The sequence below is a fragment of the Streptomyces sp. NPDC006261 genome, assembly GCF_040613515.1.
In the GTDB taxonomy this organism is placed as follows: domain Bacteria; phylum Actinomycetota; class Actinomycetes; order Streptomycetales; family Streptomycetaceae; genus Streptomyces.
In genome coordinates this window covers 113,043-138,214 of the sequence record NZ_JBEXSI010000013.1, presented here as the reverse complement: position 1 = coordinate 138,214, position 25,172 = coordinate 113,043, and the positions used below count along the sequence as shown (strand labels likewise).

Here is a 25,172-nt window from a genome sequence, read left to right as displayed (position 1 = left end):
CGCCTCGCCCCCGGTGGGAGCCGCTTCGCCCCCGGTGGGTTCCGCCGTGCTCACGCCTCGCCGCTCCCGCCCGTACGGAGCGCGTAGCCGACCCCGCGCACGGTGTGGACCAGGCGCGGTTCGCCGGCCGCCTCCGTCTTGCGGCGCAGGTACATCACGTAGACGTCCAGGGAGTTGGAGCTCGGCTCGAAGTCGAAGCCCCAGACCGCCTTGAGGATCTGCTCCCGCGTCAGAACCTGGCGCGGGTGGGCCAGGAACATCTCCAGGAGCGTGAACTCGGTGCGGGTCAGCTCGACCCGGCGTTCGCCTCGGGTGACCTCGCGGGTGGCCAGGTCCATGCGCAGGTCGGCGAAGGAGAGGACGTCGTCGTCCGGGGCCTGCGCGCCCGCCGCCGACGCCGCGTACGAGCTGCGGCGCAGCAGGGCCCGGATGCGGGCGAACAGCTCGTCCAGCTCGAACGGCTTGACCAGGTAGTCGTCCGCGCCCGCGTCGAGGCCGGTGACCCGGTCCCCGACGGTGTCGCGGGCGGTGAGCATGAGGATGGGCGTGGTGGAGCCGGTGGCGCGGATGCGGCGGGCGGCGGTGAGTCCGTCCATGCGCGGCATCTGGATGTCCAGGACGATGAGGTCGGGGGCGTACGCCTCGGCCATCGCCAGGGCGTCGTACCCGTCGACCGCGACCTGGGTGCCGTACCCCTCGAAGGCGAGACTGCGCTGGAGCGCCTCCCGTACGGCCGGTTCGTCGTCGACGATCAGGATGCGCTGGGGATCGTCTTCGGCGGGGCTCATCGCTGCTGGTCCTCTTCTCGTGTCGACCCGGTCCGCCCGGTCTGCCCGGTCTGCGGGAGTGTCTCACCCTCGCACGATCAGGAGCCGTCGCCAGCGCGCAGGGTGTCCAGGTCGGCCTTGAGCGTGTTCACCGGGATCGCGAAGCCGAGGCCCACGCTGCCCGCCGACGAACCGCCGCCCGCCGCTGAGGAACTGGGCGCGTACATCGCGGAGTTGATGCCGATGATCTCGCCGTCCATGTTGATCAGCGCGCCGCCGGAGTTGCCGGGGTTGAGCGACGCGTCGGTCTGGAGCGCCTTGTACGTGGTCGTCTTCTCGCCCGTGTCGCCGTTGAACTGCTGCCCGCCGAACTCGAACGGCCACTGATCACTTCCGCCGCCCTGCCCGCCCTGCCTGCCCTGGCCCTGCCCGGAGCCGCTGCCGGAGTCGTCCTTGGCCACCGTCACGTCCCGGTCCAGCGCGGAGATGATCCCGCTGGTGACCGTGCCGGTCAGCCCCTCCGGCGAGCCGATCGCCACGACCTGGTCGCCCACCTTGACCTGCGAGGAGTCGCCGAGCGGGGCCGTCTTCAGCCCGCTCGCGCCGCGCAGCTTGATGAGCGCGAGGTCCTTGTCGGGGTCGGTGCCCACGACGTCGGCGGTGTAGGTCTTGCCGGTGGAGAGGGTGACCTCGATCTGCTGGGCGCCCGAGATGACGTGGTTGTTGGTGACGATCTCGCCGTCCTCGGTGATCACGACCCCGGACCCGGTGGACTTGCCCGCCGAGGAGGCCGCACCGATCTCGACGATGGCCGGGGAGACCGCTTCCGCGACGCCCGAAACCGTCCCCTTGCTGCTCCGGGCGACGGTGGTGCCCTGGACCACGCCGGTGGAGCCGGTCGCGATGGCTCCGCCGTCGGTGAGCTGCCCGACCAGCGCCGCGCTGCCGCCGCCGATCACGGCCGCGGCGAGGGCGACGGCCGCCAGCAGCGCCACCGGCCGCTTCGCCCGGCGCTCGCGGCGCCCGTGGTCCGGGGGCTCGGTGGCGTACGCGCAGGGGTCGGGGGCGTACGGGGGCGGCGGCGGGTAGCCGCCTGCCGTGCCGTCGTACACCGCGCTCGTGCCGTCGTACGCCGTGCTCGTGCCGTCGTACACCGCGCTGTACGTCCTGTCGTACGGGGACGAGTGCGGGCTCGGGGTGGCGTCCTGGTCCGTCGTGTACGCGCCGCTCGGGCGGGGGCTCTCCGTCATGTGCATCAGCCTCGCGAGCCAAGATGAGAGCAGCCTGAGTACGTCCTGAGAAGCCCGGAAGAACCGCGTATGCCCGCTGTAAGGACCCGCAGCGACGCCCGCCTCAGCTCTGCGTGAGGAACACCGCCCACGTGCAGGGCGCGCGCACGTCAGCACGTACCCGAGGCCGCCGCCGAAGTTGGCGCAGCGGGGCCAGGTGAAGCCGAGGGGGACGAGTGGTATCCCGCCGGTGCGCGGTCCGGGGGCGGTCTCGCCCGTCGTGCCGTCGTAGATCGGCAGGGTCTGTGCCATGCGCGGGAGTCCAGGACGGACCTCTGAGGCGGCCTCGGGCGGTGGTCACGCCGACGCGTTCGGCTCCCCGCAGCCGCACGAGCGCCGGATCACCAGCGCCGAGGGGAACTGCTTCAGCCGCTCCCGCCGCGAGCCGACGACCCGGAGCGAGTCGTCGAGCACCAGGTCCACCGCGGCCCGCGCCATCGCAGGCCGGTCCGAGAAGACCGTGGTCAGCGGCGGATCGGTGAGCCCGGCCTCCTTGACGTCGTCGAAGCCCGCGACCGCCAGCTCACCCGGCACGTCGATGCGCAGCTCGCGCGCCGCCCGCAGCACCCCGATGGCCTGGTCGTCCGTGGCGCAGAAGATCGCCGGGGGCCGGTCCGGGCCGGCGAGCAGCCCGAGGGCCACCTGGTAGGCGTCGTACCGGTTGTACGGGGCCTGGAAGAGCCGGCCCTCCGTCGAGCGGCCGGACTCGTGCATCGCCCGGCGCCACCCCTCGACGTGGTCGGCGACCGGGTCACCGACCACCGGGGTCGACTCCATACCGCCGAGGCAGGCCACGTACGCGTTGCCGTGCTCCAGCAGGTGGCGGGTGGCGAGCTGGGCGCCGCCGACGTCGTCCGTGACGACCGCGACGTCGTCGATCGCCTCGGGGCGCTCGTGCAGCAGCACGACCCGGGCGTCCCACGCCTCTATCTCCGCCGCGGCCCGCTCGCTGGGGCCCTGGCTGACCAGGATCAGCCCGGAGACGCGCATGCCGAGGAAGGCCCGCAGATAGTGGACCTCGCGCTCGTCGCGGTAGTCGGAGTTGCCGACGAGCACCATTTTCCCGCGCTCGGCGGCTGCCTGTTCGACCGCGTGCGCCATCTCCGCGAAGAAGGGCTGCCGGGCGTCGGGGACGATCATCCCTATGAGGTCGGTGCGCCGCGAGGCCATGGCCTGGGCGACCCGGTCGGGCCGGTAGCCCAGCTGCTTGATCGCGGCGAGCACCCGCTCACGCGTGGCCGGGGCGACCGGCCGCGGTCCGTTGTTGATGACGTAGCTGACGACCGCGGTCGACGTCCCCGCCAGTCTCGCCACATCGTCCCGCGTCACCTTGGCCACGCGCGGCAGTCTACGCGGATGGACCTACCTCTTGGCAGCCTCTACCGGGGCTTCTTCCGCCGCCGTGGCCGAAGCCGACTGCTCCGAACGGGCGACGGGCTCGGCGGCCTTCTGCTGGGCGGCCTGCCGCTCCTTCGCCTCCTCGGCGGCGCGCTCGACCTTCTCCGGGGTGACGAAGCGGTAGCCGACGTTGCGGACGGTCCCGATCAGCGACTCGTGCTCGGGGCCGAGCTTGGCGCGCAGCCGCCGGACGTGGACGTCGACCGTCCGCGTACCGCCGAAGTAGTCGTACCCCCAGACCTCCTGGAGGAGCTGGGCGCGGGTGAACACCCGGCCCGGGTGCTGGGCCAGGTATTTCAGCAGTTCGAATTCCTTGAAGGTCAGGTCCAGGACCCGGCCCTTGAGTTTCGCGCTGTACGTGGCCTCGTCGACGGAGAGATCGCCGTTGCGGATCTCCATCGGGGAGTCGTCGGAGGTGATCTGCTGCCGGCCGGTGGCCAGCCGCAGCCGCGCCTCGACCTCTGCGGGCCCAGCGGTGTCCAGCAGGACGTCGTCGATGCCCCAGTCGGCGGTGACGGCCGCGAGGCCGCCCTCGGTGACGACGAGGATCAGCGGACAGCCCGGTCCGGTGGACCGCAGCAGCTGACAGAGCGAGCGGACCTGAGGCAGGTCACGGCGCCCGTCGATGAGGATCACGTCGGCGCCCGGGGTGTCCACCAGGGCCGGGCCCTCGGCCGGGGCGACCCGCACGCTGTGCAGCAGGAGGCCGAGGGCGGGGAGCACCTCCGTCGAGGGCTGGAGTGCGTTCGTCAACAGCAGCAGTGAACTCATCGCCGCCCACCTGCCTGGTTCGGTCGATCGTGTTGCACGGTTCGCTCGCCCATTACGTCGGTCCTCCTCGTTCCCTGCGAGAGGGGCACTCCCGGGTCGGACCCGGGGGAGTATGCGGCACTGCTTCGTACGGCTGTACGACGGTTCCCCGCGATCACGCTGCGGCGTTCGTCATACAGGTTTTACGGTGCGGTCCCGCGCCCTGGGACCGCTGAGCTTGTCGAAACGTCTGCGTAACAACGCCCGGGAAGCACAAAAGGACCCGGGGGCTGCATTGCCCGGATCCTCTTCGCAGCAGAATAGCCCACATGAGTTCCGCGTCCGAGGGCCGATTCCTGAGTTCTTCTGTTCCCTTGCTCACGCGGGTCCCACGGTTCGCCACATTGCTGACCGATGACGGCATCCCGGTCGAGGCGGTGTACGAGCCGTGTACGGCGGGTTTCGACGCGTCTTCCGGGGCTCGTGCGGAACCGGCTGCTGACACCCCCGCGATCGTGGTGGCACACGGGTTCACCGGTTCGGCCGCCCGACCCGCCGTACGCCGCGCCGCGCAGGTGTTCTCCCAGCGTGCGGCCGTGATCACGTTCTCGTTCCGGGGGCACGGGCGGTCCGGCGGGCGTTCCACGGTGGGCGACCGCGAGGTGCTGGATCTGGCGGCCGCGGTGGCGTGGGCGCGGACCCTGGGGCACTCCCGGGTGGTTACGGTCGGGTTCTCCATGGGCGGCTCGGTGGCGCTGCGCCACGGCGCCCTGTATACGGACGGATCCAAGGCGCGCGATACGGCCGTTCGTGTACCGGTGCGGGAACGGCGCACGGGGGAGCACTCGGGGGCGCACTTCGGCGCGCATGCCGATGCGGTGGTCGCGGTCAGTGCCCCCGCGCGCTGGTACTACCGGGGTACGGCCCCGATGCGCCGCCTGCACTGGGTGGTCACCCGCCCCTCGGGGCGGTTCGTCGGGCGGTACGGATTCCGTACCCGGATCGCCACCGACGACTGGGACCCCGTCCCGCTCTCCCCGGTCGCCGCGGTCCCGCTCATCGCCCCGGCCCCGCTGCTGCTGGTGCACGGCGACCGGGACCCGTACTTCCCGCTGGACCACCCGCGGATGCTGGCCGGGGCGGCGGGGGAGGGCGGGGCGGAGCTGTGGCTGGAGCGGGGAATGGGGCACGCGGAGAACGCGGCGGACGACGCCCTCCTCGGCCGGATCGCCGACTGGGCGACGGCCGCGCTGTCCGCGTGACCCATCATGGAGAGCTGACGCACGAGGCGTGGGCCGACCGGACCCACCGAACCTAAGGAGTGGCGCCATGGCAGCGGGGACGATCCGCTACTGGGCTGCGGCCAAGGCCGCCGCGGGCATCGCGGAGGAGCCGTACGCGGCGGCGACCCTCGCCGAGGCGCTCGACGCCGTACGCGAACGGCACCCCGGCGAGCTGAGCCGGGTGCTCCAGCGGTGCTCGTTCCTCATCGACGGCAACCCCGTCGGTACCCGTGGGCATGAGACCGTACGCCTTGCCGAGGGCGGCACGGTCGAGGTGCTCCCGCCGTTCGCAGGAGGGTGAACCGCAGGCCATGAGCAGCAGCGATCAGCAGTACCCGTATCCGTACGACCCCCAGCACCCGCCCCAGCAGGCCCAGGCGCCGCAGCACTGGCCCGACGGGACGGCCGGGCAGTCCGCGCTGCCCCAGGAGCCGGGCGGCTACGACCAGGGCGCGACGCAGACGTGGCAGGCGCCGACCTGGGACACGCAGTACCAGCCGACGATCCAGCGGGACCCGGAGCCGTACCAGGGGCAGGTCCAGGGGTACGGGCAGCAGCAGCCGGACGCGTACGGAACCGGGCAGCCCGACCCGTACGGGGCGCCGCAGCCGCAGTACCAGGACCCTCAGCACCACCAGCCGTACCGGGAGCACCACCAGCCGTACCAGGAGCCCCACCAGCCGTACCGGCCCGCCGCCGATGCCGCCCACCTGCCCCCTCAGGGCGCCGGTGGCTCCCTCCCGCTCCCGCCCGAGGCCCCGGCGGCCGGGCCCGAGCCTGTGCCGTCGGCCGCGCCCCCCGCCCAGCCCCCGCAGCCGGGCCCCGGCGACTCCGGCTACAGCGCGCCCACCACCCTCGGCAACGGCCGGATCACCGACGCCCAGCGGGCCCGGGCCGAAGGGCGGTCGCCGATCATCGCGCCCGGTATCCGGCCCGCCGCGATCACCGCCGGGCTCGGCCTGCTCCTCGCGGGCGGCGCGGCCATCGGCCCGTACGCCCTGCTCGTCCCGCTCGTCCTCCTCCAGGCGGTGACCGCCGCCGGCTGGTTCCGGCTCAACGGCATGTGGCCGGCCCGCCAGGGCATCGCGCTCGCCTTCGCCGGCGGCCTCGTCGCCGATGTCGCGCTCCTCGCGGCGGGCCGGGAGCACGGGCCCGCCGCGCTCCTGGGCACCCTGGGGGTCTGGGTGCTGCTCACCGTGGTCCTCCAGCTCCGCAGCCACGCGGCCGGGGACGAGCGGATGTCCGGGCTGATGGCCACGGTCGTCTCGGCGGCCCTCGCGGTCCTCGCCGCCGGACACCTCGCGGCGGCCGGGGACGCGGTGACGGTCGGCGGGGTGGCGGTCGCGGCCGCCGTCCTCGCCCGTGCGCTGCCGTTGCCGGGTATCGCGTCGGTCGTGGTGGCGCTGCTCGCGGGCGCGGGCGCCGGCATCGCGGTGGGCGGCTTCACGGAGTACGGCGGCCAGGGTGCGCTCCTCGGCCTCGCGGCGGGCGTCTGCGCATTGATCGGGCTGCGGGCGGCGAGCTACGACTACCCGTCCCGCTTCGTCCACATGACGGCGGGGGTGGCGCTGCCGCTCACCATGGCGGCCCCGGCTGTCTACCTGATCGGCCGCGCGCTCGTCTGACGCGTACTCAACAGGGCTACCCGCCCCGGGAACCGATGAGGTGGTGCCACTCGTCGATCACCCGGGGCGTCCTGCGCTGTGGCAGTAGGCTCACGAATGCCGGGGGACGACCGACCGTACGGCTGAGGCGGGGGAACGACACACATGCGCGCACTGCGAATACTGCTGATCCTGCTGGTGGTGGTCGGCGGCCTCTTCGTCGCCGCCGACCGGCTGGCGCTCCACCTCGCCGAGTCGGAGGCCGAGGACCGGGTCAGCATCAGCGGGGGCAGCGCGGGGACGACCGAGATCTCGATCAGGGGCTTCCCCTTCCTGACCCAGCTCGCCGCCTCGGAGCTCGACCGGGTCGATGTCACCCTCAAGGACATGAAGACCGAGGCCGCGGGCCGCGCGATACGCGTCGGCGAGGTGCGGGCGCGGCTGCACGACGTGAAGCTCGGCGCCGGCTACTCCAGCGCCACGGCCGCCCGTGCCACCGGCACGGCCGTCGTCTCGTACGAGGACCTGACGGCGGCGGCGGAGGACGGCGTCACCGTCGCCTACGGCGGCGACGGCAAGGTGAAGGTCACCGGCACGGTCGAGATCCTCGGCCGACCGATCTCCCGCAGCGTGGTCTCCACCGTGACCCGGACCGACGCCCACACGATCAAGGTGCGCGCGGACGAGGTCCCGGGGGAGGGCATCCCGGGGGTGGAGCGGCTGGTGCGGACGAAGACGGATTTCGAGGGGGTAGTCGACGGCCTGCCCAAGGGCCTGGAACTCCAGAAGATCCAGGTGACCGGGAACGGCCTGGAGATCGCGCTGAACGGCTCGGACGTCTCGCTGACGGGCTGATTTCCCGCCCCACGGCCCTCGGCTCAGGAACCCACGGCCCTCGAATTCCGACTTCAGGGGCCCTCGGCTCAGGAACCCACGACCCTCGGATCCGGACCCGAGGGCCCTCCGATGCGGATCCCGTGGCCCTCCGATCCGGATAGTGAGACGCCGATGTCCGGTCCGTAGCGGTGATGCGGGCGAAGAGCGACGACAAACCGGCTCCGGGGCGCGCTTCGCCACGCCGCGTCTCGCATTCTGGATGATCGCGTCTCATCATGCGACACGACGGTGACATCTCCGCCCGTACCTCCCTACGATCGGACCCATGAAGCGACAGGCGGATCTCACGAAGCGGCGGGCAGTAGACCTGTGCCGCGTCGCCGCCATGCTCTGTCGCACCTCCTGAGCGGGGCCGTTCGTTCCGTCCCGTCTCGCCCCGGCCCTTCGACCACCGTCAGGGCCGGCCCCCCGTGCCCCGTACGCGCCGCGCTCCGTCCGGCCGCGTGTACACCCGCACCCCCGCACGATCACTCCGCATCTCGCACCACCCGCCGCAGACTGCCCCGGAGGAGAACAACATGAGCCGCAGCGACGTCCTGGTAGACGCCGACTGGGTCGAGGCCCACATCGATGACCCGCAGGTCGCCATCGTCGAGGTCGACGAGGACACCTCGGCGTACGAGAAGAACCACATCAAGAACGCGATCCGGATCGACTGGACGAAGGACCTCCAGGACCCGGTCCGCCGCGACTTCGTGGACCAGGCCGGCTTCGAGAAGCTGCTCAGCGAGAAGGGCATCGGCAACGACACGCTGGTCGTCCTCTACGGCGGCAACAACAACTGGTTCGCCTCCTACGCCTACTGGTACTTCAAGCTGTACGGCCACGAGAACGTCAAGCTCCTCGACGGTGGCCGCAAGAAGTGGGAGCTGGACTCCCGCGACCTGACCGACGCCGTACCCACGCGCCCGGCCACCGAGTACAAGGCCAAGCCGCAGGACGAGTCGATCCGCGCCTACCGCGACGACGTCGTGAAGGCCATCGGCAGCCAGAACCTGGTCGACGTGCGCTCGCCCGACGAGTTCAGCGGCAAGCTGCTCGCCCCGGCCCACCTCCCGCAGGAGCAGTCGCAGCGCCCCGGCCACGTGCCGAGCGCCCGCAACATCCCGTGGTCGAAGAACGCCAACGACGACGGCACCTTCAAGTCGGACGACGAGCTCAAGGCTCTCTACGAGGACGAGCAGGTCGACCTGGCGAAGGACACCATCGCCTACTGCCGCATCGGCGAGCGCTCCGCGCTCACCTGGTTCGTCCTGCACGAGCTGCTCGGCCAGGAGAACGTCAAGAACTACGACGGCTCGTGGACCGAGTACGGCTCCCTCGTCGGCGTGCCGATCGAGCTCGGCCCCGCCAAGTAACCCCGACCGACCCGCACGACCCGACCAGAAGGACAGAACCATGTGTGGAGCACAGGCCGGCGGCCCCGACGCTTCGACGATCAAGCCCGGTGAGACCACCATCCAGGGCAGCGTGACCCGCGACGGCCAGCCCGTCACCGGGTACGTGCGTCTGCTGGACTCGACCGGCGAGTTCACCGCCGAGGTCCCGACCTCGGCGACCGGACAGTTCCGCTTCTACGCGGCCGAGGGCACCTGGACGCTCCGCGCCCTGGTCCCGGGCGGCAGCGCCGACCGCACGGTCGTCGCCCAGACCGGTGGACTCTCCGAGGTCGCGATCGCCGTCTGAGTCCACGGCATGGCCGCTTGACCGGCGGCACAGAACGGCCGGAGGGCCGCACCCCAGGGGGTTGGACGCCACCTGACGCGGGGGGCGGCCCTTCGCGCCGTCCTGTGCCGCGCTGTCACGGAGGGCCGGAAACGGTCCCGCGGTCCTACGCTGGAGGCATGTACGCCCGACGCCGACGCGGCTACTTCTGGATGATGGGCGGATGCGTCGCCCTCTTCGTCTCCGCCTGGGCCGTCGTGCGCCTGTGGTCGATGCCGGCCGCCGTCGCGATGTGCCTGGTCGCCATGGTGATCCCGCCCGTCGCCGCGGTGCTCGCCAACCGGCGCGGGCCGGAGGACCGGTGGTGGGACGACCCCTCCGGCGACCCGAAGTCCGACGAGTGGTGGGACGAGCTGGACGGCCGGAAGCGGTACTGAGGTACTGAGGTGAGGCGGTACCGGGGTACTGAGGCGTCTGAAGAAGAGGTCAGTAGACGAGCGCCTGCGCGCCGTCCGCCATGGCCTCCTGCACGAAGACCTGCGCCCCCGCGATCCGTACGCCCTCCAGCACGTCCTTCTCCGTGATCTCGCGACGGGCCGCGCACTGCGTGCAGAGGGTGACCCGCCCGCCCGCCAGGATCGAGTCGAGCAGATCGGGCAGCGGGGCGGCGTGCGGCAGCTCGAACTCGGCGGCCCGGCCCGGCAGCGCGAACCACGAGGACTCCCCGGTCAGCCAGAGCGAGACCTCCACGCCGCTGGCCACGGCCACCGCCGCCACGGTGAAGGCCTGCGAGCAGCGCTCGGCGGATTCGGGCCCGGCGGTCACCTTGATCACAAGCTTCTTCGGCATAGGCCGAACTGTAATCGTCCGGCAGGCAACCTCCCCCCTGACCTGCGAGTCACTTGTGCGCGCACGTATGCGAACTGCGCCTCGAACTCTTTGTGGGGGACCCCTTTTGGAACCGAACGACACCGTTTCGCCTGCCGGCGGACCCAGACCCCGGCCCCGTGGCCGTACGGCGCTGATCATCGCCGCCGCGGCCCTGCTCGGGATCTCCGGCGGCGCCGCCGTCGGCTACGGCATCCAGGCGCAGCGGCCACCGACACCCCTGCCCGTCCTCGCCCAGTCCGGCCTCGGCTACCCGGCGAAGCAGCTCCCCGCAGGCAAGGCCGCGGCCCCGCTGCCGGTCTCCGAGGACCGCCAGGTGAGGACGGACGGCGATCTGCGCAAGCTGCTCGTGGAGCGGCCCAAGGGGGCGAGTGCCTCTCCGTCGCATCCCGGGAAGGGCGGTGAGTGGCTGCCGTTCCCGGACTACGTCCGGCAGTTCAAGGACGAGCGGGACATGTTCCTGTACCTCGCGGAGAACGACCTGCGTCGGATCGCGGTGGCCGAATGGATGCAGGGGGAGTACCGGCAGTCCACCGTCACTCTGGTCCAGTTCCGGTCGAACGCGGTCATGGGCGCCGCCGATCACTTGGGAGGACAGCTCTCGTACATGCCGGAAGCGGCGGAAGGGGCCGGGAACACCGGCGACCCGCTCGAAGGCACCGGCTCCGGCCGCTACTTCCTGTACGCCGTCGAGCGGGAGGCCGGCTACCTGCCCTTCTACCGCGCCAGGGCACTGGCCGTGCGCGGCGACATCATGATCGACATCAACATCGCCGACATGAAGCCCATCAGCAAGAAGGACATCCGCGTCCTCGCCGAACGACAGCTGGAGCGCCTGTGAGCGACGACGTCGGGACGACGACCCCCGCAGCCCCCGAGGTGCCCGGAGCCGCGGAGGTGCCCGGAGCCGCGGAGGTGCCCGGAGCCGCGGAGGTGCCCGGAGCCGCGGAGGCGCCCGTAGTGCCCGTGGGGCCCGCCGCTCCGGGGGCTCCCGTCCGGAAGCGGCGCCGGGTGGTGCTCACCGTGCTGCCCTTCGTGCTGGTGTTCGCCGCGGTGGGCGGTGCCGCCGCCTACACCGTGCAGGCCGTGAACGGCGCCGACCGGACCGTCACCACGGTCGTCTGGGACGGCAGCGCCCCCAGGCCGGGCCTCGATCCCGCCGCGAACGCGGGCCGCGGCCGGACGGACACCGAGCTGAGCAGGCTTCTGATGCCCGTGCCCGAGGGCTACCGGCTCGGCCCGGACATCGGTGATCTCGGCAACGACGGCGAGACGAGCGGCGCGGAGGCCACCGCCGCCCTGAAGGAGACCGGGCGCGGCCTGGCGGGCAAGCAGCGCCGTCAGCTCGACACGTTCTTCGACAAGCTCCGGGTCCGCGGCGTCGCCCACCGCTCGTACACCGGTGGCTCCGACGATCTGGTGCTCACCGTCCAGGTGGCCAAGATGGAGGACGAGCGGGCGGTCCGCACCATCCACGAGCGGCGGACCGCCCTGCTGGACTCGTTCGGCGTGCTGCGCAAGGGGCCGAAGATCGAAGGCCACAAGAACGTCATCTGCTACCGGGTGCCCAAGGACGACGAGGACCCGCTCGACAGCATCGCCTGCTACGCGTACGAGGGCGGGATGTCGGTGACCGTCGGGGCGGAAGGGCCGAAGCCGTTCAGCGCGTCCACGGTCGCCGGCCTGGTCAAGGAGCAGCTCGACCACATCACGTCCCCCGGGGAGTCCATATGACCGAGCAGCAGACCACGGCACCCGCCCTCGCCGAGCCGGCCGGGGACCCGGCACCCACCGTGTGCCCCGTCGATCCGGCGGTCCCCGCCGCGCCCACCGCCTCCCGGCCGTGCCGGAGGCCCCCCGCCCGCCCCGCCGTGCCCTGCGGGCCGCGGCGCGGTGGACGGCGGCCCTGCTGGTCCTCGGCGGGCTCGGTACGGGTACGGCGCTGGCGATCACCTCGGCCGAGCGGACCGACGTCCCCGGGCTCGCCACCGAGAGCGACGGGCGCTGGGACTACCCGAAGCTCTCCCTGCCCGCGCTGCCGGCCGGTGCGCCCCGCCCGTTCAGCGACGCCAACACCGCCGAGATCCACCACGCGGACCTGCGGAAGCTGCTGCTGCCCGCTCCCGCCGGGGCCGCCCCGGACAAGGCGCTCGACGGCGGCTGGGTGAAGCAGGAACGGTTCCTCGCCGAGTACCGGCCCGAGGACCGGGACGAGCTGGCCCAGCTCCTCGTCGACACACCGCCCCGGCACATCGCGGCCCGGGGCTGGACCATGCCGGACGGCACGCGGGCCCGGATCTACCTGCTCCGGTTCAACTCGACCGCCTTCGCCACCCACGTACGGGACGAGCTGCGCATCGGCCTTTCGGTGCACCGGCCGCTGGCCGGGGCGGAGGAGACGGAGTTCGACACGACCTGGACGTTCTCGCGTGCGGTCAAGGGGGTCGCGTCTTACGTCCTCACCGAGAAGGCCCCGCACGGCGCCGCGCACACCCGGCAGGCGTACAGCGGTGCCGGTGACACCCTCGCCCTGATCGTGCACGAGCGGCCGGGCAGGAAGGAAGCGGCACGGATCCCGTTCCAGCAGACCGTGATCCTGCAGAACCAGCTGCTCGGCTGAGACCGGGTCCCGGAGGTGCCGGCCGGGCGGTGGTGACGCCGTTCGGCCGGTACCTGGACGAGAAGACCGGGGCCCCACCCATTAGGCTGGGGCCCGGCCCTGTACTGCCGCCATACCGCTCATTCCGAGGAGCCCCCGTGCTTGAGGCATTCTTCTCCGCCCTGCTCATCCTGGTCTGCGTCGGCGTACTCGCCTTCACGGTCGTCGCCGTGAAGAAGCTGTACCAGGGCCAGCGCTGAACCTCGCCGTCACCGGCCCGCCCACCCCTCGCACCCTCACAGATCGTCTGAGCCGCTCATGATCGAGATTCCGTCCGACCTCCACCCGGACCTCGTCCCGCTGGCCTTCCTCATCGGCAAGTGGGCGGGCGCGGGCGTTTCCGACTTCCCCGGCGCCGAGAAGTGCAACTTCGGCCAGGAGGTCACGTTCAGCCACGACGGCCGTGACTTCCTCGAGTACGTCTCCCGCACCTGGGTCCTGGACGCCGACGGCAACCAGGTCCGCCCGCTGGAGTCGGAGTCCGGTTACTGGCGCATCGACAAGGACCGCAAGGTCGAGGTCGTCATGGTCCGCGACCAGGGCGTCGTCGAGATCTGGTACGGCGAGCTGGCGAACCAGAAGCCGCAGATCGACCTGGTCACCGACGCCGTGGCCCGCACCGCGGCCTCCGGCCCGTACACCGGCGGAAAGCGCCTCTACGGGTACGTGAAGAGCGACCTCATGTGGGTCGGCGAGAAGGCGACCCCCGAGGTCGAGCTGCGCCCGTACATGTCGGCGCACCTGAAAAAGGTCGTCACCCCGGAAGAGGTGGCCGAGATGGCGCGGAACCTCGAGGACATGCCCGACGACGGCATCGCGTTCTTCAAGTAGGAGCGCCTGCACGGAACGAGCCCTCCGGACCGGTGCTCACCCCGCCTACACTGGCCCTGTGGTGAGCACCGACTGGAAGACCGATCTTCGGCAGCGCGGCTACCGGCTGACGCCCCAGCGCCAGCTCGTGCTGGAGGCCGTGGACGCCCTGGAGCACGCGACTCCGGACGACATCCTGTGCGAGGTCCGCAGAACCGCGTCCGGGGTGAACATCTCTACGGTGTACCGGACCCTGGAGCTCCTGGAGGAGCTCGGGCTGGTCAGCCACGCCCACCTGGGTCATGGCGCCCCGACATACCACCTGGCCGACCGGCACCATCACATCCACCTGGTCTGCCGGGACTGCAAGAGCGTCATCGAGGCGGACCTCTCCGTCGTCGCCGAGTTCACCGACAAGCTGCGCGCCGGCTTCGGCTTCGAGACCGATATGAAGCACTTCGCGATCTTCGGCCGCTGCCAGGCCTGTGCGGCCGCGAGGGACGCGGAGCCCAAGTCGTAGGCTGGGCGGCATGAAGAGCCCCCTGCTGTCCCTGCCCGGCGCCGTCGCCGCCGAGGGCCGCGACGAAGGAGTCGCCGGACATTACGGCGACCTGTTCCGCGAGCAACGCGCCCTCGCCGACGGCAACGGCCTCGTCGACCTCTCCCACCGCGGTGTCGTCGCCGTCACCGGTGACGACCGGCTGAGCTGGCTGCACCTGCTGCTCACCCAGCACGTCAGCGATCTCGCCCCCGGCCAGGCCACCGAGGCCCTGGTCCTCTCCGCCAACGGCCACATCGAGCACGCCATGTATCTCGTCGACGACGGGACGACGGTGTGGATGCACGTCGAACCCGACACCCAGGGCGATCTCATCGCCTACCTGGAGTCGATGAAGTTCTTCTACCGGGTCGAGGTCGCCGACCGTACCGAGGACACCGCCGTCGTCCACCTCCCGGCCGGTTCCATCGCGGAGGTCCCGGAGGGGGTCGCCGTGCGGGAGACCGCGCAGGGCCGGGACCTGTTCCTGCCCCGTGCCGACCTGGAGACGTACGCGGCCGCCAACGGCCCGGCCGTCGGGATCCTGGCGTACGAGGCGCTGCGCATCGAGGCGCACCGGCCGCGCGTCGGCTTCGAGACCGACCACCGCACCATCCCGCACGAGCTGGGCTGGATCGGCACCGCCGTCCACCTCCAGAAGGGGTGCTACCGGGGCCAGGAGACCGTCGCCCGCGTCCACAACCTGGGGAAGCCGCCGCGCCGGCTCGTCTTCCTGCACCTGGACGGCAGCGAGGTGCACCTGCCCGGCCACGGGACGCCCGTACGGCTGGCCGCCGACGGCGAGGAAGGCCGTCAGCTCGGCTTCATCACCACCTCGGCCCGCCACCACGAGCTGGGCCCGATCGCCCTGGCGCTGGTCAAGCGGAACGTGGCGGTGGACGCGGAGCTGATCGCCGGGGACACGGCGGCGGCCCAGGAGACGGTCGTCGAGCCCTGAGTGACCGGCGCCGGACCTCGGGAGACGGGCGTCGAGCCGTAGCGGCGGTCGCCGCGGCTACACCTCGATGATCACGGTGAACGGGCCGTGGTTCGTGAGCGAGACCCGCATGTCCGCTCCGAACCGGCCCGTCGCCACCTCCGCGCCCAGCGCCCGCAACTGGGCCACCACCTCGTCCACCAGCGGTTCGGCGACCTCGCCCGGCGCCGCGGCGTTCCAGGTGGGGCGGCGGCCCTTGCGGGCGTCCCCGTAGAGAGTGAACTGCGAAATCACCAGGAGGGGGGCATTCACATCCGAACAGGACTTCTCGCCCTCCAGGATGCGGACGGACCAGAGCTTGCGGGCCAGCTGCGCCGCCTTCTCCGGCGTGTCCCCATGGGTGACTCCGACCAGCACACACAGGCCTTCGCCGATGATCTCCCCGACCACGCCGGCCGCCGACGGGCCCTCGCCCGTTCCGGCCACCGAGACGCTCGCGCCGTCCACTCTCTGTACCACTGCACGCATACAGACCAACCTATCTTGGGCTGAACGGGTACAGAGTGTGGGCGGGGGCACCTCGCAGGGTGGCACGATGCACGATGTCGGTGTGCCGACGCACCGGTCGAGGGGACGGAACAGCATGAGTACCTATGGAGCCGGACAATCTCCCGGGCCCGCACCGGGCGCACCCACCGGCAGCAGCGCCCGTACCAGCACCCTGCACTCGCCCGTGCGGTCCCTGCTGCCCGGGCTCGCGTCCGTGCCGGAGCAGGGCGGCGGCGAGGCCGGGTTCGGCGGGCTGCGGCTGCCGGAGCTGCGGACATTGCGCCGGGACGCGCAGCGGGACGAGGCCGATCTCAGTTACGTACGCCGACTGGTCCAGGGCCGGATCGACATCCTCCGCGCCGAACTGTCCCGCAGGCGGGACCCGCAGGCGCCCGTGCCGGAGACGCCGGTGGTGGACCGGCTCTCGGAGATCCTGGCCGACGCCCCGTCCCGGCACCGCACCTCCGCCCGGCACGTCACGCTGACGACGCCGCGCGGGGACGAGTTCCGGCAGCTGGCCGCCGAGAACCTGGCGGAGGTCGAGCTCTCGGACCTGGCCGCCCGGACGGACGAGGAGCTGCACGACGCGATGGGCCGCCTGGTCCGCTACGAGCAGCAGGTCTCCCGGCGCCGTCACGAGCTCCAGCGCACGACCGACGATTGCAGCGCGGAGATCGCCCGCAGGTACCGTGACGGGGAAGCCCGAGTGGACGACCTGCTCGCCTGAAGCGACCCTTCCGGACGGCGGGTCCCGCACCCCGCCCGTCCGGCCGATCCCTCCGGGCGGCGGGTCCCCGCACACCCGACCGTTCCGGCCCTTCCTTCCGGGCGGCGGGTCCCGTACCGACCGTCTCCGGAAGGCCACCATGACGTCCACCGACGCCCCTGCCGCGATAGCTCCCGCCCCGCCCGTGCTGGCCGAGGTCGTGCGGTCCGGGTTCACCGAGGGCCGCCACCGCGGTTCGCTGGTCCTGCTCGCCGCCGACGGAAGCGTGGAGTACACGCTCGGCGACCCCGCCGCCCCGGTCTTCCCCAGGTCCTCCAACAAGCCGATGCAGGCCGCCGCGATCCTCCGGGCCGGCCTGGAGCTGTCCGGGGAGCGGCTGGCACTGGCCGCGGCCAGCCACTCGGGGGAGCCCTTCCACCTCGAACTCGTGGCGAAGATGCTCGCCGAGCACGGGCTGAGCGCCGACGACCTCCAGACCCCGCCCGACCTGCCGCTGGACCCGGTCGCCGCCGAGGCCTACCTCGCCGCCGGGAACGTACGCGAGCGGATCACCATGAACTGCTCCGGCAAGCACGCCGCCATGCTCGCCGTCTGCGTCCGCAACGGCTGGGACACCGCGAGCTACCTCGATCCCGCCCACCCCCTCCAGCTCCTCGTCGGCCAGGTCGTCGCCGAGGCGGCGGGCGAGCCGGTCGCCTCGCTCGGCACCGACGGCTGCGGGGCCCCGCTGATGGCGATCGGGCTGACCGGTCTGGCCCGCGCGTTCCGGTCCTTCGTGCTGGCGGAGCCGGGGAGCGCCGAGCGCCGGGTCGCGGACGCCATGCGCGCCCACCCCCAGTACGTGGCGGGCACCCGGCGTCCCGACACCTGGCTGATGAGCGAGGTCCCCGGGACGCTCTCCAAGATGGGCGCCGAGGCCGTGCAGGCGGTCGCGCTGGCCGACGGGCGGGCCCTCGCCTTCAAGATCGACGACGGTGCGGTCCGGGCGCTGGGCCCGGTCCTGGCCCGCGCTCTGGCGCTGCTCGGAGTGAACGCCCCGGTGGTCGCCCGGATCGGGCGCGCGCCGCTGCTCGGCGGGGCGGCGGAGGTCGGGGAAATTCGCGCGACATTCTGAGGCGCGCCTGCTTAGCGTGGAGGGATGAGCCTCGATGTCCGCACCGTCACCGCGTCCGACTACCCCGACTGGCTGCGGGCGGTGCAGAACGGCTTCCTGACGGCCGGTTCACCGGCCGAGGACGATGTCGCCGAGCGGTTGGCCGACACCGATCTGTCGCGTCTCCAGGGCGCGTTCGACGCGGGGCGGTGCGTGGCGACGTTCCGCTCGTTCGCCCAGCGGCTGACCGTGGTGGGTGGCGCCACCGTCCCGGCCGACGCGATCAGCGGGGTGACGGTGGCGCCGACGCACCGCCGTCGCGGACTGCTGAGCCGGATGATGGCGAGCGACCTCGCGGCGGCCAGGGAGCGCGGCGAGGTGGTCGCCACGCTGATCGCCGCCGAGTACCCGATCTACGGGCGGTTCGGCTTCGGCCCCGCCACCTGGACCACCGAGTGGGAGGTCTCCGTCCACCGGGCCGGCCTCGACCCCCGCCGGTCGGGGCAGCCGGAGGGCGGCGGCCGGATCGAGATGGTGGACGGCGCCGACGTCCGTAAGTACGGCTCCGAGCTGCACGCCCGGCTGGCGGCGCTCCGGCCCGGTGTCGTCAGCCGCAGCGAGCGCTGGTGGAAGCGGCACACGGGCACGACCGTCATCCCGGCCCACGAGAAGTGGGTCGAACCGTTCTACGTCATCCACCGCGACGCGGACGGTGAGGTCGACGGCCTGATGGTCTACGGCACCGACGACACATGGGGCGACGCCAAGCAGCCCCTGAACACCGCGACCGTACGGGACCTGATCGCCCTCACCCCGGCGGCCGAGCGGGCGCTCTGGCACTTCCTCTGCTCGGTCGACTGGATCACCACCGTCCGCTCCGGCTACCGCGCCCCCGACGACCTCCTCCCCCAGCTGCTCCCGGACCCCCGGGCCGCGAGGACGGTCACGTACGCGGACTGGCTCTGGCTGCGGCTGCTGGACGTGGAGCGCGCGCTGGAGGCCCGTGGTTACGAGCGCGAGGCGTCGCTCGTGCTGGACGTCCGGGACGGCGGGGGAGTGGCCGAAGGGCGCTTCCTGCTGGATGTCTCGCCCGACGGGGCGCGCTGCACCCCGACCACCCGGAGCGCCGACCTGGCCCTGGGGGCCGGGGAGTTGGCGGCCCTGTATCTGGGCGACGAGTCGGCGCGGCGGCTGGTGGACCTGGGGCGGGCCGAGGAGCTGCGGGCCGGGGCGGCGGGCACCGCGGACACCGTCTTCCGTACGGGGCGGCGCCCTTGGTGCCCGGACATCTTCTGAGTCCGGGCCCGCTGTGGCGGTGGTCAGCGCGTCCTGATCCGGAACAGCATCCCCGAGGCGCCGATCGCCACCGCCAGCATCCCCCCGGCCCAGGCGAGCGCGACCCAGGGCGCGCTGCCCACCGGCTGGCCCAGCAGGAGCCCGCGCAGGGACTCGATGGCCGGGGTGATCGGCTGGTTCTGGGCGAAGCCGTGCAGCCAGTCCGGCATCTTCTCGATCGGGGCGAACGCGCTGCTCGGGTAGGGCAGGAACGACATGAAGAACGTGAACCCGCTCGCCGCCTCCGGGGAGCGGGCCAGCAGACCGATCGCCGCCGAGATCCAGGACAGCGCCACGATGTAGGCCACCAGCACGGTGGCGACCAGGAGCCAGCCGCTCCAGGAGGCCGCGGGGCGGAAGCCGATCAGCAGGGCGACGCCGAAGACCGGAACGGTGGCGCAGAGGTTGCGGACGGTGCTCGCCGCCACATGGCCGGCGAGGACCGGCGTACCGCCCACGTCCAGCGAGCGGAACCGGTCGATGATGCCGCCCTTCATGTCCTCGCTGACGGCGGTGGCGGTGGTCGTGGCGCCGAACCCGGCGCACAGGAGCAGGACGCCCGGGACGACGTACATGACGTACGAGTCGTAGGCCGCCCCCGTTTCGATCGCGCCGCCGAAGAAGTAGACGAAGATCATCATCAGCATGATCGGCAGGGCCAGCGACATGATCAGGGCGTCGGAGTTGCGGAGGCTGATGCGCAGGCTGCGGCCGGCCATGACGGTCGCGTGGGTGAGAGGGCCCGGTGCCCTCCCCAGGGGGACGGCGGTCTCAGGCATGGGCGGGTACCTCCGAGGTGAGGGCCAGGAAGACGTCGTCGAGCGTCGCGCTGTGCAGGGTGAAGCGGTCGATCTCGGTGCCCGCCGGGTCGATCTCGTCGAGCAGGGCGCGTACGTGGGCGGCGCTGCCGTCCGTGGGGAGCCCGAGGGTCAGCGTCTCGGGGGAGTGGTGGACCGCGCGCCCGGCCAGCCGGAGGTAGGCCTCGCGGCTGGTGACGACCAGGTCGAGGCGGTGCCCGGCGACCCGGCCCTTGAGGTCGGCGGCACTGCCCTCGGCGGCGACCCGGCCCTTGTCCAGCAGGGCGATCCGGTCGGCGAGGCGGTCGGCCTCCTCCAGGTACTGCGTGGTCAGCAGGACGCTCGCCCCGCGCTCGGCCAGCCCTCGGACCACCTGCCACAGTTCCTGGCGGCTGCGCGGGTCGAGGCCGGTCGTCGGCTCGTCCAGGAAGAAGACGCCGGGCTCTGGTGAACCGACCAGCCCGGCGGCCAGGTCCAGGCGTCGGCGCATGCCCCCGGAGTACGTACGGGCGGGCCGCCGGGCCGCGCCGGTGAGCCCGAAGCGCTCCAGCAGCTCCTCGGCCCGGCGGCGGGCGGCGGGGCGGGGGAGCCCGGTGAGCCGGGCCATCATCCGCAGGTTCTCCTCGCCGGTCTGGGTCTCGTCGACGGCGGCGAACTGGCCGGTGAGGCTGATCGCCCGGCGTACCGCGCTCCGGTCGGCGACGACGTCGTACCCCGCGACGCGGGCGGTGCCGGAGTCGGCGGTGGTGAGCGTGGCGAGGATCCGTACGGCGGTGGTCTTGCCCGCCCCGTTCGGGCCGAGCAGGGCGAAGACGCTGCCGTGCCCGACGCGGAGGTCGAGGTTGTCCAGGACCCGTACGGCGGGTTTTCCGCGTTCTCCGTAGGACTTGGTGAGGCCGTACGCCTCGATGGCGTACCCGTGCTCCGTGGTGGGGTTCGCTGCGCTCGGGTTCTCTGTGGTCGGGCTGGTCATGGTGGCCTGGCCCCCTTCTGCGTATGACATACGCGTTACTGCGTAAGCATTACGCATCCCTAGGATGGGGTCAAGGCGCGCGGGGGTGCACGGAAGGCGGCGGACGTGGGCAAGGGGATGCGGTGACGGCGAGGAACAGCTCCGGCGGTGGTGACCTCCCGCCTTCCATCGAGGCCGCCTGGGGGCTGCGGGAGCGCCCGGCCAAAGGCCCGAAGCCCGGCCTGAGCCTGGAGCGGATCGTGGCGGCGGCGGTGGCCGTGGCGGCGTCCGAGGGGCTGGCCGCCGTGTCCATGGGCCGGGTCGCGCAGGAGGTCGGCGCCTCCACGATGTCGCTCTACCGGTACGTCTCCGCCAAGGACGAGCTGTACGTCCTGATGCAGGAGGCGGCCTTCGGCCCGCCGGCCCCGCTGGCCGCCCTGGAGGCCGGGGCGGGCTGGCGGGAAGCGCTCACCGAGTGGGCGACCGGGCAGCGCGAGCAGTTCCTCGCCAACCTCTGGGTGCTCCGCATCCCGATCGGCGGCCCGCCCGCCACCCCGAACTCGCTCGCCTGGTGGGAGCAGGGGCTCCAGGCACTGGAGGGCAGCGGGCTCGGCGAGGGCGACAAGATCTCGGTGATCCTGCTGGTCTCCAGCTTCGTGCGCAGCGAGGCCATGCTGATGAGCGACCTCGCCGCCGCCGTCGCCGCGCGCGGCATCTCCCCCGAGGAGGTGGTCGCGGGCCACGAGCGCACCCTGCGGCGGCTGGTCGACCCGGCGCGCCACCCGGCGATCCACCGGCTGCTGAACTCCGGCGTGATGAGCGAACCGGACGACCCCGACTACGAGTTCACCTTCGGTCTGGCGACCCTGCTGGACGGGGTCGAGGCCCTGATCCGGAGCACCGCCGGAGAGGGCTGACGGGCCGTGCTGTCGTGCTCGCGACATCAAGTCCGGCCGAGGTCAAGGGCGTACGCTTCATGGTCATGAGCGGAGAGAAGGCCGGCGGCGGGAACGGAAGCGGAAGCGGCGCCGGGGCGGTGGGGCAGGGGCGGGAGCACGGCCAGGGGCGGGAGCGGGCGGGGGCGCCTACCGCGGAACCGGCCCGAGTCGGCCTGCGGGAGAGGGCGGGGGCGCCGGCCGCGGAACCGGCCCGAGTCAGCCTGCGGGAGCGGAAGAAGCAGCTGACGTACCGGGCGATCTCCGATGCCGCGATCGCGATGTTCCTGGAGCGCGGCTTCGACAAGGTCTCCGTGGCGGAGGTGGCGGCCGCGGCGGACATCTCCAAGCCGACGCTGTTCCGGTACTTCCCCGCCAAGGAGGACCTGGCGCTGCACCGGTTCGCCGACCACGAGGACGAGGCGGCCCGGGTGGTCGGCGGCCGGGGGCCCGGCGAGAGCCCGCTGGACGCGCTGCGCCGCCACTTCCTGGCCGGCCTGGACCGCCGCGACCCGGTGACCGGGCTCTGCGACGTGCCCCAGGTTCTGGCGTTCCACCGCCTGTTGTACGGGACCCCGTCGCTGGTGGCCCGCCTCTACGCGTACCAGGGCCGCTCCGAGGCCGCCCTCGCCCGCGCCCTCGGTGGCGGGGTGACCGCGCGGCTCGCGGCCGGGCAGGTCATCGCCGTCCTGCGCATCCTGGCCGAGGAGAACTGGCGCCGGATCGACACGGGGGAGGGCGCGGACGCGGTGTACGCGGGCGCGGTGCAGGCGGCCGAGGAGGCGTTCGTCCAGCTGCGGAGGGGGCTGGAGCCGGAGGGGCGGGCCACCCTGTAGTCGCGTCGCGGGGCGGCCGGGGTCACGCGGCTGGACGGCTACTGTCGCCCGGACGGCTGCTGTTGCTCAAGAGCCTCGTACGCGTACGGCCCCAGCGCCCGCCGCAGGTCGGCCGGTTCCCGGTACGGCACGCCCGTCATGCCGAGGGCGGTGGCCGCGTCGACGTTCTCCTGCCGGTCGTCCACGAACAGGCACCGCTCCATCGGTACGCCCGCCCGCTCGGCGGCGATCCGGTAGATGACCGGGTCCGGCTTGGCCACCTGCTCCACCGCGCTGCTCACCACGGCGTCGGCCAGGTCCGTCAGCCCCAACACGGCCAGGTCGTCATCCAGTTGGAGCGTCGCGTTGGTGACGAGCACCACCGGTACGTGGGTACGCGCCCGCCGCAGCAGGGCGACCACCTCCGCGTCGGCCCGAAACGGGGCCCCGGCAAGCGTGCGCCCGAGCGTGCGGGCCAGCTGCGTGTCCCCGCCCAGCCGCTCGGCGAGCCCGGCGGCGATGGCCTCCACCCAGGCGTCGGGGGTGATCCGGCCGAGGAGGAGCGGGAGGTCGATCTCGGGAGCGTAGGCGACCTCCATGGTCGTGCCCACCGGCAGTCCGGCCTCCCGCTCCCGTGCGGCGAGGGGTTCGGTGTCGTAGAAGCGGATCACGTTGTCGAGGTCGCAGAGTACGGCTCCTGGTGCCGGTGACTGCTTGGAATGCTGATAGTTAACTTCTTGATGGTTAAGCAAGTTGACGATAGCTTTCCCTTGAGCCGGTCGCGCGCCGACGGCCGGACGTGTGCTGGGAGAGGGAGACAACCATGTCCACCACCGCATCCACCACCACCGCATCCACCGCCGCGCCTGCCGCCAACGCCCGTGGCCTCGGCCTGGCCCACTACGCCGCCCGTGGCGTCCTGGAGAGCGTCCTGGCCCGGCACGGTGCCACGTTCCAGCAGCAGATCGCCCTGCGCGCCGCCATCACCTCCGACGTCCCGCGGACGCCGGACGGTCTCGTCATCCAGGTCCAGGAGTCCCTCAAGGCGGATCCGGCCGACATCCGCGACGCACTCGATGAGCTGCTGGCCAAGCAGCTGCTCGTCGCCGACGGTGCGCACCTCGGCCCCACGGACGCGGGGCGCGAGTTCCTCGCAGCCGTCGGCGCGGAGGTCGCCCCCATCTCCGCCCGCATCTGGGGTGGCATCCCCGCCGAGGACCTGGCCGCCGCCGGCCGCGTCCTCGCCCTGGTCACCGAGCGCGCCGACGCGGAGCTTGCGGCCCTCACCGCCTGACCCGGCTGCGGTCCGGCGTGCCCGGTGGATCCGGCGGGTCCGGTGCGTCCGATGCGCCCGGCATGGCCGGTGGATCCGGGCGCCGGCCGCCGGGGTCGCCCGCCGTACAATCGGCCTCCCGGTTCCGAAGGGGGAGATGACGATCGTGCGAGTCGAACCCGACGGCCGGACGCGGGGCCCCGCCGCGGAGACCGTGACCGCGGCCGAGGAGGGGGCCGAAATCCCCGGCGCTCTGCCGGAAGCGCTCACCGGTTTCACCGGCTACCTCCTGCGCCGGGTGTCCGCCCAGTTCGCGGCCTGCTCGGACGGACCGGAGGACGGCTCCCGGGACTTCCTCGTCCTCGACGCCCTCACGGGCGGCGACTGGGCCTCCCAGCTGGACCTGGCCGAACGCCTCGGCATCAACCGCACGCTCATGGTCGGCGTGGTCGACCGCATGGAGGGCCGCGGCCAGGTGCTCCGCACCCGCAACCCGGACAACCGCCGCCAGTACATCCTCTCCCTCACCGACGAGGGCCGCTCCGCCGTGGAGGCCGGCCGTCGAGCGGTCGCCGAGCGGGACGCGCGGCTCACCGCCGCCCTCGCCCCTGAGCAGGTCTCCCGCCTCAACACGCTGCTCGCGCGGCTGCTCCCCGGGGGCGCCCAGGACCTCGTGCGGGGCACCGGACACCTGGTGGCGCAGGCCCACCACCGGCTGCGCAGGCTGGGCGACGCGAAGCTGGCGGGGACCGGCCTGCGGGTCCGCCACTACGGCCCGCTCTCCCTCCTCGCCACCTCCGGCCCCTGCCCGCAGCAGCGCCTCGCCCAGGAGCTGGCCATCTCCGGCCCCGCGACCTCCCAGCTGGTGGACGAGCTCGTCGCAGGCGGGATGGTCCACCGGGGGCGCGACCCGCAGGACCGGCGCCGGCACGCCCTGGAGCTCACCGAGCTCGGGCACGCCCAGCTGAAGAGGGTCGCGGAGGCCGTCGGCCTGCTGGCCGCGGAGACCGCGGAGCTGCTCGGCCCCGGCGGCGAGGGAGAACTGCGCGCCCTGCTCGGCCGGCTCCTCGAACCGGCCCACCCGGGTGCCGCCGAGGCGACCGCACGGCGCGCCTGAGTACCGGGCCGCTTCACCCACGTCCGGCCACGCCTGGCCACGTCCGGCCACGTCCGGTCGCACCACTCGCGCCCCGCCGCACCGGGGCGCGTCC

At 72.7% G+C, this 25,172-nt stretch carries 30 protein-coding genes; 21 read left to right on the top strand and 9 right to left on the bottom strand.

Annotation, left to right across the window (positions count from 1 at the left end):
- Window positions 1-50: 50 nt before the first annotated feature.
- The 4 genes from ABZ154_RS11300 to ABZ154_RS11285 form a co-directional block, all read right to left on the bottom strand.
- Window positions 51-788, bottom strand: a complete 738-nt coding sequence (locus ABZ154_RS11300) for a response regulator transcription factor (RefSeq protein WP_356831233.1) — start codon at window positions 786-788, stop codon at window positions 51-53.
- A 77-nt stretch (window positions 789-865) separates the two neighbouring features.
- The gene (locus tag ABZ154_RS11295) at window positions 866-2,023 is read right to left on the bottom strand and encodes a trypsin-like peptidase domain-containing protein (RefSeq protein WP_356831231.1); all 1,158 of its coding nucleotides are present in this window, start codon (window positions 2,021-2,023) and stop codon (window positions 866-868) included.
- Window positions 2,024-2,353: 330 nt separating this feature from the next.
- Window positions 2,354-3,394 (bottom strand): LacI family DNA-binding transcriptional regulator, encoded by a 1,041-nt coding sequence (locus tag ABZ154_RS11290; RefSeq protein WP_356831229.1) that lies wholly within the window; start codon window positions 3,392-3,394, stop codon window positions 2,354-2,356.
- 24 nt (window positions 3,395-3,418) lie between these two features.
- Window positions 3,419-4,225 (bottom strand): response regulator transcription factor, encoded by an 807-nt coding sequence (locus tag ABZ154_RS11285; protein ID WP_356831227.1) that lies wholly within the window; start codon window positions 4,223-4,225, stop codon window positions 3,419-3,421.
- Window positions 4,226-4,608: 383 nt separating this feature from the next.
- On the opposite strand from ABZ154_RS11285, the gene ABZ154_RS11280 reads away from it, so the two are divergent.
- The 8 genes from ABZ154_RS11280 to ABZ154_RS11245 all read left to right on the top strand — a co-directional run bounded on the left by ABZ154_RS11280 (window position 4,609) and on the right by ABZ154_RS11245 (window position 10,090).
- Complete coding sequence (locus ABZ154_RS11280) at window positions 4,609-5,466, top strand: alpha/beta fold hydrolase (RefSeq protein ID WP_356831225.1); 858 nt, start codon at window positions 4,609-4,611, stop codon at window positions 5,464-5,466.
- A gap of 67 nt (window positions 5,467-5,533) precedes the next feature.
- Window positions 5,534-5,788 (top strand): MoaD/ThiS family protein, encoded by a 255-nt coding sequence (locus ABZ154_RS11275; RefSeq protein ID WP_073876902.1) that lies wholly within the window; start codon window positions 5,534-5,536, stop codon window positions 5,786-5,788.
- Between the two features lie 10 nt (window positions 5,789-5,798).
- A complete protein-coding gene (locus tag ABZ154_RS11270; protein ID WP_356831223.1) occupies window positions 5,799-7,112 on the top strand; it encodes a hypothetical protein in 1,314 nt (437 codons plus the stop codon).
- A gap of 144 nt (window positions 7,113-7,256) precedes the next feature.
- Complete coding sequence (locus tag ABZ154_RS11265; protein ID WP_356831221.1) at window positions 7,257-7,946, top strand: DUF2993 domain-containing protein; 690 nt, start codon at window positions 7,257-7,259, stop codon at window positions 7,944-7,946.
- A gap of 307 nt (window positions 7,947-8,253) precedes the next feature.
- A complete protein-coding gene (locus ABZ154_RS11260; RefSeq protein WP_350240574.1) occupies window positions 8,254-8,334 on the top strand; it encodes a putative leader peptide in 81 nt (26 codons plus the stop codon).
- 172 nt (window positions 8,335-8,506) lie between these two features.
- A complete protein-coding gene (locus ABZ154_RS11255) occupies window positions 8,507-9,346 on the top strand; it encodes a sulfurtransferase (RefSeq protein WP_326704487.1) in 840 nt (279 codons plus the stop codon).
- 40 nt (window positions 9,347-9,386) lie between these two features.
- On the top strand, window positions 9,387-9,674 hold the full coding sequence (locus ABZ154_RS11250) for a DUF1416 domain-containing protein (protein WP_356831219.1): 288 nt from the start codon (window positions 9,387-9,389) through the stop codon (window positions 9,672-9,674).
- 158 nt (window positions 9,675-9,832) lie between these two features.
- A complete protein-coding gene (locus tag ABZ154_RS11245; RefSeq protein WP_030566678.1) occupies window positions 9,833-10,090 on the top strand; it encodes a DUF3099 domain-containing protein in 258 nt (85 codons plus the stop codon).
- Window positions 10,091-10,139: 49 nt separating this feature from the next.
- On the opposite strand, the gene ABZ154_RS11240 is transcribed toward ABZ154_RS11245, so the two are convergent.
- On the bottom strand, window positions 10,140-10,502 hold the full coding sequence (locus ABZ154_RS11240) for a DsrE family protein (protein ID WP_356831217.1): 363 nt from the start codon (window positions 10,500-10,502) through the stop codon (window positions 10,140-10,142).
- Between the two features lie 106 nt (window positions 10,503-10,608).
- Here ABZ154_RS11240 and ABZ154_RS11235 point away from each other — a divergent pair, with 106 nt between their 5' ends.
- From ABZ154_RS11235 to ABZ154_RS11210, 6 genes are all read left to right on the top strand, one after another.
- The gene (locus tag ABZ154_RS11235) at window positions 10,609-11,382 is read left to right on the top strand and encodes a hypothetical protein (RefSeq protein WP_356831215.1); all 774 of its coding nucleotides are present in this window, start codon (window positions 10,609-10,611) and stop codon (window positions 11,380-11,382) included.
- On the top strand, window positions 11,379-12,275 hold the full coding sequence (locus tag ABZ154_RS11230) for a hypothetical protein (protein WP_356831213.1): 897 nt from the start codon (window positions 11,379-11,381) through the stop codon (window positions 12,273-12,275). Before ABZ154_RS11235 ends, ABZ154_RS11230 begins: the two co-directional genes overlap by 4 nt.
- Window positions 12,276-12,384: 109 nt before the next feature.
- The gene (locus tag ABZ154_RS11225) at window positions 12,385-13,161 is read left to right on the top strand and encodes a hypothetical protein (RefSeq protein WP_356831211.1); all 777 of its coding nucleotides are present in this window, start codon (window positions 12,385-12,387) and stop codon (window positions 13,159-13,161) included.
- 297 nt (window positions 13,162-13,458) lie between these two features.
- Window positions 13,459-14,031, top strand: coding sequence for an FABP family protein (locus tag ABZ154_RS11220; RefSeq protein ID WP_356831210.1), 573 nt, complete (start codon window positions 13,459-13,461; stop codon window positions 14,029-14,031).
- Window positions 14,032-14,089: 58 nt separating this feature from the next.
- A complete protein-coding gene (locus ABZ154_RS11215; protein ID WP_356831208.1) occupies window positions 14,090-14,530 on the top strand; it encodes a transcriptional repressor in 441 nt (146 codons plus the stop codon).
- Between the two features lie 10 nt (window positions 14,531-14,540).
- Window positions 14,541-15,506 (top strand): folate-binding protein, encoded by a 966-nt coding sequence (locus tag ABZ154_RS11210; protein WP_356831206.1) that lies wholly within the window; start codon window positions 14,541-14,543, stop codon window positions 15,504-15,506.
- Between the two features lie 57 nt (window positions 15,507-15,563).
- On the opposite strand, the gene dtd is transcribed toward ABZ154_RS11210, so the two are convergent.
- Window positions 15,564-16,013 carry a D-aminoacyl-tRNA deacylase gene (gene dtd, locus ABZ154_RS11205; RefSeq protein ID WP_356831204.1) on the bottom strand — a complete coding sequence of 150 codons (450 nt, stop codon included), beginning with the start codon at window positions 16,011-16,013 and terminating at the stop codon, window positions 15,564-15,566.
- 235 nt (window positions 16,014-16,248) lie between these two features.
- Between dtd and ABZ154_RS11200 the strand changes: the two genes are divergently transcribed.
- The 3 genes from ABZ154_RS11200 (at window position 16,249) to ABZ154_RS11190 (ending at window position 19,150) form a co-directional block, all read left to right on the top strand.
- Window positions 16,249-16,761 (top strand): ABC transporter substrate-binding protein, encoded by a 513-nt coding sequence (locus ABZ154_RS11200; RefSeq protein WP_356831279.1) that lies wholly within the window; start codon window positions 16,249-16,251, stop codon window positions 16,759-16,761.
- Between the two features lie 139 nt (window positions 16,762-16,900).
- Window positions 16,901-17,875, top strand: coding sequence for an asparaginase (locus tag ABZ154_RS11195; protein ID WP_356831202.1), 975 nt, complete (start codon window positions 16,901-16,903; stop codon window positions 17,873-17,875).
- 24 nt (window positions 17,876-17,899) lie between these two features.
- Entirely contained in the window at window positions 17,900-19,150 is a 1,251-nt protein-coding gene (locus ABZ154_RS11190; RefSeq protein WP_356831200.1) for a GNAT family N-acetyltransferase, read from the top strand.
- Between the two features lie 23 nt (window positions 19,151-19,173).
- Here ABZ154_RS11190 and ABZ154_RS11185 read toward each other — a convergent pair whose 3' ends face one another.
- Together ABZ154_RS11185 and ABZ154_RS11180 are read right to left on the bottom strand one after the other, a co-directional pair.
- Window positions 19,174-19,968 (bottom strand): ABC transporter permease, encoded by a 795-nt coding sequence (locus ABZ154_RS11185; protein ID WP_356831198.1) that lies wholly within the window; start codon window positions 19,966-19,968, stop codon window positions 19,174-19,176.
- Window positions 19,961-20,959, bottom strand: coding sequence for an ATP-binding cassette domain-containing protein (locus tag ABZ154_RS11180; protein ID WP_356831196.1), 999 nt, complete (start codon window positions 20,957-20,959; stop codon window positions 19,961-19,963). Before ABZ154_RS11180 ends, ABZ154_RS11185 begins: the two co-directional genes overlap by 8 nt.
- A gap of 122 nt (window positions 20,960-21,081) precedes the next feature.
- Here ABZ154_RS11180 and ABZ154_RS11175 point away from each other — a divergent pair, with 122 nt between their 5' ends.
- Entirely contained in the window at window positions 21,082-21,855 is a 774-nt protein-coding gene (locus ABZ154_RS11175) for a TetR/AcrR family transcriptional regulator (protein ID WP_356831194.1), read from the top strand.
- Between the two features lie 59 nt (window positions 21,856-21,914).
- Window positions 21,915-22,709, top strand: a complete 795-nt coding sequence (locus ABZ154_RS11170; RefSeq protein ID WP_356831277.1) for a TetR family transcriptional regulator — start codon at window positions 21,915-21,917, stop codon at window positions 22,707-22,709.
- A gap of 38 nt (window positions 22,710-22,747) precedes the next feature.
- Here the strand turns inward: ABZ154_RS11170 and ABZ154_RS11165 are convergent, their stop codons facing one another.
- A complete protein-coding gene (locus ABZ154_RS11165; RefSeq protein ID WP_356831192.1) occupies window positions 22,748-23,440 on the bottom strand; it encodes an HAD-IA family hydrolase in 693 nt (230 codons plus the stop codon).
- A gap of 71 nt (window positions 23,441-23,511) precedes the next feature.
- On the opposite strand from ABZ154_RS11165, the gene ABZ154_RS11160 reads away from it, so the two are divergent.
- The gene (locus ABZ154_RS11160; protein WP_356831190.1) at window positions 23,512-23,982 is read left to right on the top strand and encodes a MarR family transcriptional regulator; all 471 of its coding nucleotides are present in this window, start codon (window positions 23,512-23,514) and stop codon (window positions 23,980-23,982) included.
- A gap of 136 nt (window positions 23,983-24,118) precedes the next feature.
- Window positions 24,119-25,078 (top strand): MarR family transcriptional regulator, encoded by a 960-nt coding sequence (locus ABZ154_RS11155; RefSeq protein ID WP_356831188.1) that lies wholly within the window; start codon window positions 24,119-24,121, stop codon window positions 25,076-25,078.
- Window positions 25,079-25,172 lie beyond the last annotated feature (94 nt).

Bases quoted from the DNA above. Each gene is read 5' to 3' on its own strand.
- ABZ154_RS11300 (WP_356831233.1), bottom strand. From the start codon at position 788: ATGAGCCCCGCCGAAGACGATCCCCAGCGCATCCTGATCGTCGACGAC.
- ABZ154_RS11295 (WP_356831231.1), bottom strand. From the start codon at position 2,023: ATGCACATGACGGAGAGCCCCCGCCCGAGCGGCGCGTACACGACGGAC.
- ABZ154_RS11285 (WP_356831227.1), bottom strand. From the start codon at position 4,225: ATGAGTTCACTGCTGCTGTTGACGAACGCACTCCAGCCCTCGACGGAG.
- ABZ154_RS11275 (WP_073876902.1), top strand. From the start codon at position 5,534: ATGGCAGCGGGGACGATCCGCTACTGGGCTGCGGCCAAGGCCGCCGCG.
- ABZ154_RS11270 (WP_356831223.1), top strand. From the start codon at position 5,799: ATGAGCAGCAGCGATCAGCAGTACCCGTATCCGTACGACCCCCAGCAC.
- ABZ154_RS11265 (WP_356831221.1), top strand. From the start codon at position 7,257: ATGCGCGCACTGCGAATACTGCTGATCCTGCTGGTGGTGGTCGGCGGC.
- ABZ154_RS11260 (WP_350240574.1), top strand. From the start codon at position 8,254: ATGAAGCGACAGGCGGATCTCACGAAGCGGCGGGCAGTAGACCTGTGC.
- ABZ154_RS11255 (WP_326704487.1), top strand. From the start codon at position 8,507: ATGAGCCGCAGCGACGTCCTGGTAGACGCCGACTGGGTCGAGGCCCAC.
- ABZ154_RS11250 (WP_356831219.1), top strand. From the start codon at position 9,387: ATGTGTGGAGCACAGGCCGGCGGCCCCGACGCTTCGACGATCAAGCCC.
- ABZ154_RS11245 (WP_030566678.1), top strand. From the start codon at position 9,833: ATGTACGCCCGACGCCGACGCGGCTACTTCTGGATGATGGGCGGATGC.
- ABZ154_RS11240 (WP_356831217.1), bottom strand. From the start codon at position 10,502: ATGCCGAAGAAGCTTGTGATCAAGGTGACCGCCGGGCCCGAATCCGCC.
- ABZ154_RS11220 (WP_356831210.1), top strand. From the start codon at position 13,459: ATGATCGAGATTCCGTCCGACCTCCACCCGGACCTCGTCCCGCTGGCC.
- ABZ154_RS11210 (WP_356831206.1), top strand. From the start codon at position 14,541: ATGAAGAGCCCCCTGCTGTCCCTGCCCGGCGCCGTCGCCGCCGAGGGC.
- dtd (WP_356831204.1), bottom strand. From the start codon at position 16,013: ATGCGTGCAGTGGTACAGAGAGTGGACGGCGCGAGCGTCTCGGTGGCC.
- ABZ154_RS11195 (WP_356831202.1), top strand. From the start codon at position 16,901: ATGACGTCCACCGACGCCCCTGCCGCGATAGCTCCCGCCCCGCCCGTG.
- ABZ154_RS11190 (WP_356831200.1), top strand. From the start codon at position 17,900: ATGAGCCTCGATGTCCGCACCGTCACCGCGTCCGACTACCCCGACTGG.
- ABZ154_RS11185 (WP_356831198.1), bottom strand. From the start codon at position 19,968: ATGCCTGAGACCGCCGTCCCCCTGGGGAGGGCACCGGGCCCTCTCACC.
- ABZ154_RS11180 (WP_356831196.1), bottom strand. From the start codon at position 20,959: ATGACCAGCCCGACCACAGAGAACCCGAGCGCAGCGAACCCCACCACG.
- ABZ154_RS11170 (WP_356831277.1), top strand. From the start codon at position 21,915: ATGGTCATGAGCGGAGAGAAGGCCGGCGGCGGGAACGGAAGCGGAAGC.
- ABZ154_RS11160 (WP_356831190.1), top strand. From the start codon at position 23,512: ATGTCCACCACCGCATCCACCACCACCGCATCCACCGCCGCGCCTGCC.
- ABZ154_RS11155 (WP_356831188.1), top strand. From the start codon at position 24,119: ATGACGATCGTGCGAGTCGAACCCGACGGCCGGACGCGGGGCCCCGCC.